This window comes from Cryobacterium sp. TmT2-59, from assembly GCF_004403545.1.
Classification (GTDB): domain Bacteria; phylum Actinomycetota; class Actinomycetes; order Actinomycetales; family Microbacteriaceae; genus Cryobacterium; species Cryobacterium shii.
The window spans coordinates 1-9,041 of record NZ_SOGM01000079.1; the positions used below are offsets into that span (position 1 = coordinate 1).

The 9,041-nt window shown below is 70.5% G+C and carries 9 protein-coding genes; 2 read left to right on the top strand and 7 right to left on the bottom strand.

What is annotated here, in order from left to right:
• Nucleotides 1–129 precede the first annotated feature (129 nt).
• From E3T24_RS12400 to E3T24_RS12410, 3 genes are all read right to left on the bottom strand, one after another.
• Nucleotides 130–1,389 (bottom strand): alpha-hydroxy acid oxidase, encoded by a 1,260-nt coding sequence (locus E3T24_RS12400; protein WP_134366537.1) that lies wholly within the window; start codon nucleotides 1,387–1,389, stop codon nucleotides 130–132.
• Nucleotides 1,390–1,391: 2 nt separating this feature from the next.
• Nucleotides 1,392–2,195, bottom strand: coding sequence for an FCD domain-containing protein (locus E3T24_RS12405; RefSeq protein WP_198416032.1), 804 nt, complete (start codon nucleotides 2,193–2,195; stop codon nucleotides 1,392–1,394).
• A 211-nt stretch (nucleotides 2,196–2,406) separates the two neighbouring features.
• Nucleotides 2,407–3,516, bottom strand: coding sequence for a glycerophosphodiester phosphodiesterase family protein (locus E3T24_RS12410; protein ID WP_134366538.1), 1,110 nt, complete (start codon nucleotides 3,514–3,516; stop codon nucleotides 2,407–2,409).
• Between the two features lie 168 nt (nucleotides 3,517–3,684).
• On the opposite strand from E3T24_RS12410, the gene E3T24_RS12415 reads away from it, so the two are divergent.
• Nucleotides 3,685–4,440, top strand: a complete 756-nt coding sequence (locus E3T24_RS12415; protein WP_134366539.1) for a dienelactone hydrolase family protein — start codon at nucleotides 3,685–3,687, stop codon at nucleotides 4,438–4,440.
• Between the two features lie 18 nt (nucleotides 4,441–4,458).
• Here the strand turns inward: E3T24_RS12415 and E3T24_RS12420 are convergent, their stop codons facing one another.
• Both E3T24_RS12420 and E3T24_RS12425 read right to left on the bottom strand, forming a co-directional pair.
• Nucleotides 4,459–5,049, bottom strand: coding sequence for a DJ-1/PfpI family protein (locus tag E3T24_RS12420; protein WP_134366540.1), 591 nt, complete (start codon nucleotides 5,047–5,049; stop codon nucleotides 4,459–4,461).
• A 169-nt stretch (nucleotides 5,050–5,218) separates the two neighbouring features.
• A complete protein-coding gene (locus E3T24_RS12425; protein ID WP_134366541.1) occupies nucleotides 5,219–5,614 on the bottom strand; it encodes a sortase in 396 nt (131 codons plus the stop codon).
• Nucleotides 5,615–5,719: 105 nt separating this feature from the next.
• On the opposite strand from E3T24_RS12425, the gene E3T24_RS12430 reads away from it, so the two are divergent.
• Nucleotides 5,720–7,186 (top strand): peptide MFS transporter, encoded by a 1,467-nt coding sequence (locus tag E3T24_RS12430; RefSeq protein ID WP_134434671.1) that lies wholly within the window; start codon nucleotides 5,720–5,722, stop codon nucleotides 7,184–7,186.
• Nucleotides 7,187–7,228: 42 nt separating this feature from the next.
• Here the strand turns inward: E3T24_RS12430 and E3T24_RS12435 are convergent, their stop codons facing one another.
• Nucleotides 7,229–8,542 (bottom strand): MFS transporter, encoded by a 1,314-nt coding sequence (locus E3T24_RS12435; RefSeq protein ID WP_134434672.1) that lies wholly within the window; start codon nucleotides 8,540–8,542, stop codon nucleotides 7,229–7,231.
• Between the two features lie 5 nt (nucleotides 8,543–8,547).
• Nucleotides 8,548–9,041 (bottom strand): MarR family transcriptional regulator (locus E3T24_RS12440; RefSeq protein WP_241978702.1); only part of this gene is annotated, 494 nt, incomplete at its 5' end.

The window sequence follows — 9,041 nt, forward strand, 5'->3', positions numbered from 1 at the left end:
CCACCCCGCACCCACCCCGCACCCACTCCCACGGCAGGCGCTGCGCCGCCGAAGTCGGCGATTCCGGTCGAGTTCGCCAGTTCCGCGGGTCGAACTCGACCGCAACTGGCGAACTCGGCGGGAACTGAGCTACTGCGGCACGGATGCCGCCACCGGCGGCGCGATCCGGCCGAGGCGCGCGAGCTGCGTGACGTGCCCGGGCTCGAGCTCCTCGAGGGACTTCACGCCGAGCAGCCGCATGGTGCGCGACACCTGCTCGGACAGGATCTCGATCGCCCGGTCGACGCCGGCCTCGCCGCCGGCCATCAGGCCGTAGAGGTAGGCGCGGCCGATCAGGGTGAACCGGGCGCCGAGCGCCACGGCGGCGACGATGTCCGCGCCGTTCATGATGCCCGTGTCCAGATGCACCTCGAGGTCGGTGCCCACCTCGCGCACCACCTGCGGCAGCAGGTGGAACGGGACCGGCGCCCGGTCGAGCTGGCGGCCGCCGTGGTTGGAGAGGAGGATGCCGTCCACGCCGAGGCCGGCGAGCGTGCGCGCATCCGCCACGTTCTGCACGCCCTTGACGACGAGCTTGCCCGGCCACTGCGCCTTGATCCAGGCCAGGTCCTCGAAGGTCACGGTGGGGTCGAACATGGTGTCGAGCAGGTCGCCGACCGTGCCGCTCCAGCGGTCGAGGGACGCGAAGGCGAGCGGTTCGGTGGTGAGGAAGTTGACCCACCACTCCGGGCGCGGCAGCGCGTTGAGGACCGTGCCCGCGGTCAGGGCCGGCGGGATTGAGAAGCCGTTGCGCTTGTCGCGCAGCCGGGCGCCGGAGATCGGCACATCCACGGTCACCAGCAGGGTGTCGAAGCCGGCCTTCGCGGCCCGGTCGACGAGCGCCATCGAGCGGTCGCGGTCCCGCCACATGTACAGCTGGAACCAGTTGCGTCCGTTCGGGTTGGCCGCCTTGACGTCCTCGATCGCCGTGGTGCCCATGGTCGACAGCGAGAACGGGATGCCTGCCCTGGCCGCCGCGTGCGCCCCGGCGATCTCGCCCTCGGTCTGCATCATCCGGGTGAAACCGGTCGGTGCGATGCCGAACGGCTGGGCGACGGGGGCGCCGAGCACGTCCCAGCCGGTGGAGACGGTCGAGACGTCCCGCAGGATCGACGGGTGGAATTCGATGTCCTCGAAGGCCTGGCGGGCGCGCTTGAGGGAGATCTCGGCCTCGGCCGCGCCGTCGGTGTAGTCGAACGCGGCCTTGGGGGTGCGCCGCTTGGCGATGGCCCGCAGGTCGTAGATGGTCAGGGCGCTTTCGAGCCGGCGCTTCTTCGCGTTCAGCTCGGGTGCCTTGAACTGCATCAAGGGTGCGAGGTCTTTGATCCGGGGGATCCGTCGCTGAACCATGGTCAGGCTGTCCGTTCTGTCGGGGCCGCCGGCCGCCCGGGGGCATCCGTGTGCTGGTCTGTGGGCTGGGGGTTCGGCTGCGTTTCGGCGTAGTAGCCCGCGATGTGGCTCGTCACCAGGCTGCGGGCGGCCTCGGCATCGCCCGCCTCGATCGCGGAGAGCACGGCGCGGTGTTCGGTGCGGAGGCGGGCGGAGGTGTCGGTCCACGAAGCGAGGCTCGACGCCCCGTCCTGCACATACGCCTCGATCGTGCTGCGGAGCCCGGCCATCGTGGCGGTGACCACCTGGTTGCCGGAGGCCTCCGCCAGCGCGAGGTGGAACTCGGCGTCGAGGGCGAGGAACTCGGCCTCGGTCAGGTCACGGGAGTCCATCGCGGCCAGCAGCTGCAGGGCCGCCGTCAGATCGGGTCGGAGGGAGGCGTTGGCGTCCATGGTCGTCTGGGAGAGGGCGGATGCCTCGGCCAGCTCGGTCACGACCGACGCCTCGAGCACGAGCCGGGTTTTGACCACGTCGATCACCGGGAAACCCTGCGCGGCCACCTGCAGGCGCATCAGCGCCGCCATGCCGCCGCCGGGCAGTGCGACGATGATGGCTCCGGCCGAGGGGCCGCTTCCGACCGCGGTGCGCAGCAGACCGAGCACCTCGAGCACGCGAATCGCCTCGCGAACACTGGAGCGGCCCACCCCGAGGTCCGCCGCGAGGGCCCGTTCGGGCTGGAGGTGGTCGCCGGGCCGCAGCCGCCCGCTGAGCAGATCCGATTCGATGCTCTGCAGCACGATTTCCCAGGCACGGGGCTCGATGCTCACGGGCTCCTCCTCGACAGTGGGGTGGGGTGGGGTGCTGATGGGATGCTGATGGGATGCGGCCGACGGCAGCGGCGACGGACGTGCCGCCGCTGTGGTCCGACCACATGCTACAGGGTGGCGCCCGGCCGGCGCCAGAGGCCGGACGCGCTTTCGCTGCCGGTTCGCAGCGGCGCTGCTATCGCGCTGCTGCTATCGCGCTGCTATCGCGCTGCTACCGCGTGTAGGCCGTCGGCAGCTTCAGCCCGCGCTCGCCGAGGACCGTTCGGAGCCGGGTCGGGTAGTCGGTGATCAGGCCGTCGACGCCGAGGTCGAGCAGGGCGGTGATGTCCGCGGCCTGGTTGACCGTCCAGGGGATGACCGGCAGTCCCGCCGCGTGGGCGTCGGCGATCATGGCCGGGGTCACCGACGTGAAGACCGGGGAGACGATGTCGTACCCCTGCGCCTGGGCGGCGCGGGCCAGCGAGCCGTCGTAGGAGTCGATGTCGATGCCGCCCAGGTTGGGGCTCATTCCGGGCTGGTCGACGCCCAGCCAGGCGTCCCCGCTGGAGAGGGCGGCGAGGGTGAGGTCCGGGGCGATCTCCCGGGTCAGGTTCAACGATGCCCAGTCGAAGCTCTGCAGGATCGACCGGTCCGCCAGCCCGGAGGCCTCGATCTCGCCGACGACCGCGCGGGTGAGGGCCGCCATCTCGTCGGTCCCGGCCGGACCGGCCACCTCCACCTTGGTCTCGATGTTCAGGTGCACCTTGCGGGCGTCGTAGCCGTGGACGAGGTCGAACACGTCGGAGAGCGTGGCGATCCGGTTTCCGGGAGTGTTCGCCTGCTCGGGGAAGCCGGGCAACTGCTGATAGCCGCAGTCCAGGGTGGCGATCTCGGCCAGAGTCAGATCGCGCACCCGGTCGCCGGCGTACGGGAAGGCCGGGTCGCCGGCGAAGGTGGGGGCGGTGTCGGCGCATTTGCTCGTCGTCATGATGTCGTCGTGCCAGACCACCACCTGGTCGTCGCGGGTCAGGTGAGTGTCCAGTTCCAGCGTGCTGACGCCGAGTTCGAGCGATCGGGAGAAGGCGGTGAGCGATTCCTCGGTCCACTCGCCGCGGCCGCCGCGGTGGGATTGCAGGTCGAACGAGCCGTTGCGCTCGTTGGTGCGGAGCGGCTGGCCGGCCGAGCCGGACCTCTCCGCCGACGGCGTCGACGGTGCCGACGGTGCGGATTCGGACGGTGCCGGGTCGGCCGGTGCGGCCGTGGCCGGTGAGGCCAGGGCCGTCCCGGCGATGGTGGTGGCGAGCACGGCGGTGAGTGCCGCGGAAACAAGGATTGTGCGCATGAAGAGATCCCCCCTGGTGTGGCTCGATCGGGGCGGCGTGGCGCGGCCCCGCGTCCACGGTAGGAATCGGACGTGGCCGGGATGGTGCGGCCACCTGTCCCGCAGGTGAACGACGAGCGCGCCCGGCTGCACCGGCTAGGGTTTCAGTCAGCCAGGGAGGCCGTCCCCATGACCGAGAACACCGCTCCTGAAACCATCGACCTGCAGCTTCCGGCCCGGCCCGGCGGCAGCGCCGGCCTGAAGGCGCTCCTCGGCGTGCCGGCCGGCCCGGGGCCCTGGCCCGGGGTCGTGCTCGTGCACGAGGCGTTCGGCCTGAACGACGTGATGCGCCGCCAGGTGGTCCGGATGGCCGAGGCCGGCTACCTCGCGCTGATGCCGGACCTCTTCACCGAGGGCGGCGCGCGCAAGTGCCTGACCGGCACGTTCCGTGCCCTGCAGTCGGGGCGGGGCCGCGCCTTCGTCGACATCGAATCCGCCCGCCAGTTCCTGATCCGCCGGGACGACTGCTCTGGGGCGGTCGGCGTGCTCGGCTTCTGCATGGGCGGCGGGTTCGCGCTGGCGGCCGCCACACGCGGCTTCGACGCGGCATCCGTCAATTACGGGCGCCTGCCCCGGGACCTCGACGACGCCCTGGCGGGTGCGTGCCCGGTCGTGGGCAGCTTCGGTGGCGCCGACCGGTCACTGAAGGGCGCCGCCGCCGCGCTCGAGTCCGCACTGACCAGGCTGCGCATCCCGCACGACGTGGTGGAATACCCGGATGCCGGGCATGCCTTCCTCAACGACGCCGAAAGCGGACCGGTGGCGCTGCGTTTCGTGCTCAAGCGCATCCTGGGGGCCGGGCCAGACCCCGAAGCCGCCGCCGATGCCTGGCAGCGGATCGAAGCGTTCTTCGGCGAACACCTGGCCCCCGCCCCCAGGCCCTAGCAGCTCAGGCGGCGCGGCTCAGTTCACCGCTTCCAGAAGCGGCTCCGGCCGGGTCGCGTCGGACGCCGCCAGCAGTTTCATGAACTCACGCATCCAGGTGGGGTGGTCCGGCCAGGCGCGGCCGGAGACGAGGTTGCCGTCGACGACGCCCGCACCGTCCTCGAAGATGCCGCCGCCGAGTTCGACGTCGATCGCGAGCGCCGGGTAGGCGGAACTGGTGCGTCCCGTCAGCACACCGGCGGCGGCCAGCAGCATCGGGCCGTGGCAGAGCGCGGCCACCGGGGCGTTCTTCTCGAAGAAGTGGCGCACGATCCGCTTGGCGTCCTCGTCGTTGCGGATGTACTCGGGGGCGCGGCCGCCCGGAACCACGATGGCGACATAGTCGGCGGGGTCGACGTCCGCGAACGCCACGTCGGCGTCCCAGGTGTGGCCGAGCTTCTCCGTGTAGGTGTCGAAGCCGTCCACGAAGTCGTGCACCACGAACTGGAGCTTCTTTTTCTCCGGTGCCCCGATGTGCACCTCGTAGCCGGCCTCGAGCAGGCGCTGGTACGGGTAGAAGACCTCGAGCGTCTCGGCTGCGTCCCCGGTCAGGATGAGAATCTTGCGCATATGGTGCCTCTCTCGGTGGAGCGTCGACGGAGCATCGATGGGTGCGGGCAGCACGGATGCCGGGCGCCCGGATTCCCCTAGCATCGCCCTTTCGGCCGGGTCGGACAAGCACCGGGTCAATCAAATCGGCGCGCATCTGCCGGCGCGCATCTGCCCGCCGGGCGCCTCGCTAGAGGAACATCAGCACGATGCCGAGCACGCCCGACGCGGCCCCGACGATCAGCAGGACCAGACCGGTCAGGCGCAGTGCCTTGCCCTCGGACTCCGGCGTGTGCGTGCGGCAGCGCGACGGGGTGCGCGCGTTGAACCAGAGCGGCACGTCCTCGCCGGGCGGCAGCCGGTGCGTCTCGTGGGTGTCCGCCGGGCGTTCGTGCACCTCGCCGTGCGTGTCGAACCAGCGGATGACCGTGCCGGATGCCGAGGAGGCGATGACGCCATCCGTCTGCAGCCAGCGGCCCTTGATGCCGCGCACGAAGAGCCCGGCGGCGAACAGGGCGGCGCCCACGACGAGTCCGACCAGGGTCAGGACCTCGCTGATCAGGGCCGCGAGTGACTGTGCGTCCAATCCGGCCCCCAGGGTTCGTCGATAGCGTTCTGGGCAAAATCGTACCCTGCGCCGGGGCGCGGGCCCGATGCCCCCATTTCTGGGGGCTCGCGGTAAGGTCAATCAATGAGCACGGTTGTTGAACAAACCCCTGTCCGAGAAGATCGAAGTTTCCTCGGGCAGCCCCGTGCACTCGCCAACATCTTCGGCGTGGAGATGTGGGAGCGCTTCTCCTTCTACGGCATGCAGGGCATCCTGCTGTTGTACCTGTACTACTCGGCGACCGCCGGCGGGCTGGGGATCCCCCAGACGACCGCGGCCGGCATCGTCGGCGCCTACGGCGGCGGCGTGTACCTGTCGACCATCCTGGGAGCCTGGGTCGCCGACCGCGTCCTGGGTTCCGAGCGGGTGCTGTACTTCAGCGCGATCATCATCGCGGTCGGCCACGTCGCACTGGCCTTCCTCCCCGGGTTCGGCGGGGTGGCGACCGGCCTGATCCTGATCGCGCTCGGCAGCGGCGGTCTCAAGGCCAATGCGACCAGCGTGGTGGGCTCCCTCTACGCCAAGGACGACCCCCGGCTGGACGCGGGCTTCTCCCTCTTCTACCTCGGGATCAACCTGGGCGCCTTCTTTGGCCCGGTCATGACCGGCCTGCTGCAGACCACCCTCGGCTTCCACTTCGGCTTCGGCCTCGCGGCCGTCGGAATGGCGATCGGACTGGTGCAGTACTCCTTCGGCCGCAAGCGGCTGCCGGCCATCGTGCACGAGGTGCCGAATCCGCTGCCGTCCTCGCGCTACGCCGCGTACCTCGGCGCCGCTATGGCGGCAATCGCCCTGATCGTGGTGCTGAGCGTGCTCGGCGTGATCACGGCATCCAGTCTGGTCACCATCGTGATCGCGCTGACCCTGGTGGCCACCGTCTCCTACTTCGTGGTGATTCTGCGCAACCGGCAGATCACCGCCGTCGAACGCAAGCGGGTCTTCGCGTTCATGCCGCTGTTCGTGGCCAGCGCCGCCTTCTGGTCCCTCTCGCAGCAGCAGTTCACGGTGGTCACCATCTACACCGACGAACGACTCAACCGCGACGTGTTCGGCTGGGAGCTCCCGGTGTCCTGGATCCAGTCGTTCAACCCGGTCTTCATCATCCTGCTGTCGGGCGCCTTCGCCGCGCTGTGGACCCGCTGGGGTTCCCGCCAGCCGTCCACCCCGGTCAAGTTCGCGCTCGGAACGGGCATGATGGGCGTCGCGTTCCTGATGTTCCTGCCCTTCGTCGACGGCGGCGCGAACTCCACCCCGCTGGCGGCCATGATCGCGATCCTGTTCGTGCTCACCGTGGCGGAACTGCTGATCGGCCCGGTCGGCCTGTCCATCACGACCAAGCTGGCGCCGGAGCCGTTCAAGACCCAGATGGTCGCCCTGTTCTTCCTGTCGATCGCCCTGGGCACCGCGGTGTCCGGGTGGCTGGCGGAGTGGTACACGTCGGTGTCGGAGACCCTGTACTTCAGCGTGATTGGCGGTGTCGCCATCGTGATCGGCCTGATGCTCGCCCTGATCGCGCGCCCGATCCTGCGGCTGATGAACGGCGTGCGCTAGGCAGCATCCGGGCAGCCGGCGCCCGGGCAGCCGGGCGCCCGGCTAGCGGGTCGCCGTCGCCTCGATGATCGCGATCTCGCGGGTGGCCGTTTCGGCGTCGCGGCCGTCGCCGTCGTGGTGCAGGCGGAGCCGGGGCGACACGCCCGGACGGTACCGCACCCGCAGGCTGCGGTACTTCACCATCCAGAACAGCACGGCCGCGGCGGCCAGGAGCCCGGACAGGGCCGCCACGCCCAGCGCCCAGCGCGGTCCGTATTGGTCGGCGACCCAACCCACCAGGGGGGCGCCGAGCGGCGTGCCGCCGGCGAAGATCGCCATGTACAGGGCCATCACCCGGCCGCGCATGGCCGGGCGGGTGGTGGTCTGCACGTACGCGTTCGCGGTGGTCATCAGGGTCAGCGACGACAGCCCGACGAAGGCCAGGGAGATCGCGAAGGTCAGGTAGTTCGGCGTCAGCGCCGCAATCAGGCAGGACAGGCCGAACGCGCCGGCCCCGGCGACGACCAGCCGCAGCCTCGGGCGGCCGCGGCGGGCGGCGAGCAGGGCGCCCGCGACCGACCCGATCGCCATGATCGAGCTGAGCAGGCCGAATTCGCTGGCGCCCATCCCGAACTCGACCGTGGCCATGGTCGCGGTGAAGATCGCGAAGTTGAAGCCGAACGTGCCCACCAGGAAGACCGTGATCAGCACGACGACGATGTCGGGCCGCCGCGACACGTAACGGATGCCGCCCAGCAGCTGGCCGCGCTCGCGGGGGGCCCGGGGCTGGCGGCGGAGCTGCCCGGTGCGCAGCAGCGTCATCGCCAACACCGTGGCGCCGAACGTCACGGCGTTGATCAGGAAGACCCAGCCGGCGCCGACGGCGACCGTGAGCAGACCGGCGGCGGCCGGGCCGATCAGGCGGGCGCCGTTGAAGGACGCCGAGTTGAGGGCCACGGCATTCGGCAGGTTGTCCTCGGAGACCAGCTGGGAGACGAAGGTCTGGCGGGCCGGGGCGTCGATCGCCGCGACGATCCCGAGGCCGAGGGCGAAGAGGTAGACGTGCCAGAGTTCGGCGACGCCGGTCACCGTGATCAGGCCTAGGCCGAGGGCGAGCAGCCCCATCAGGCTCTGGGTGAGGATGAGCAGGCGGCGGCGGTCGAACCGGTCCGCGATCAGGCCCGACCACGGCATCAGCACCAGCTGGGGCCCGAACTGCAGGGCCATCACGATGCCCACCGCGGTGGCGTTGTGATCGGTCAGCTCGGTGAGCACGATCCAGTCCTGGGCGGTGCGCTGCATCCAGGTTCCGATGTTCGACACCAGTGCGCCGGCGAACCAGATTCGGTAGTTCACGACGCTCAGGGAGCGGAACATGGCGTTCAACTGTTGGTGAGCTCCTTCATGATCTCCATGGCCTCGCCGAGCACGCGGCGCTGCTCGGGAGTCAGCTTGCCGACGCGCTGGGCGAGCCAGGCATCCCGGCGCTTGCGGGTGTCGCGCATCAGAGTGCGTCCCTGCTCCGTCACGGTGAGCACCACCTTGCGGCCGTCATCGACCGATCCCGCCCGGTCCACCAGGCCCTCCTCGACCAGGGCGTTGACCGTGCGGTTCATCGACGGCGGAGTGACCCGCTCGTGTTCGCTGAGTTCACGGAGGGTGAACGGGCCGTGGAAGTAGAGGGAGCCGAGCGCCGAGAACTGGCTGCTGCTGAGCTCACTGTCGGGCTTCTCCTGGCGCAGGCGCCGGGCCAGCCGGCCGTTCGCCAGCCGGAAATCATGGCTCAACTCCGCGACCGTCGTGCGTCGCACCGCGGTCGAGGCGGGCGCAGCGGGCGCGGGCGCAGCGGGCGCGGGCGCAGCGGGCGCGGGCGTCG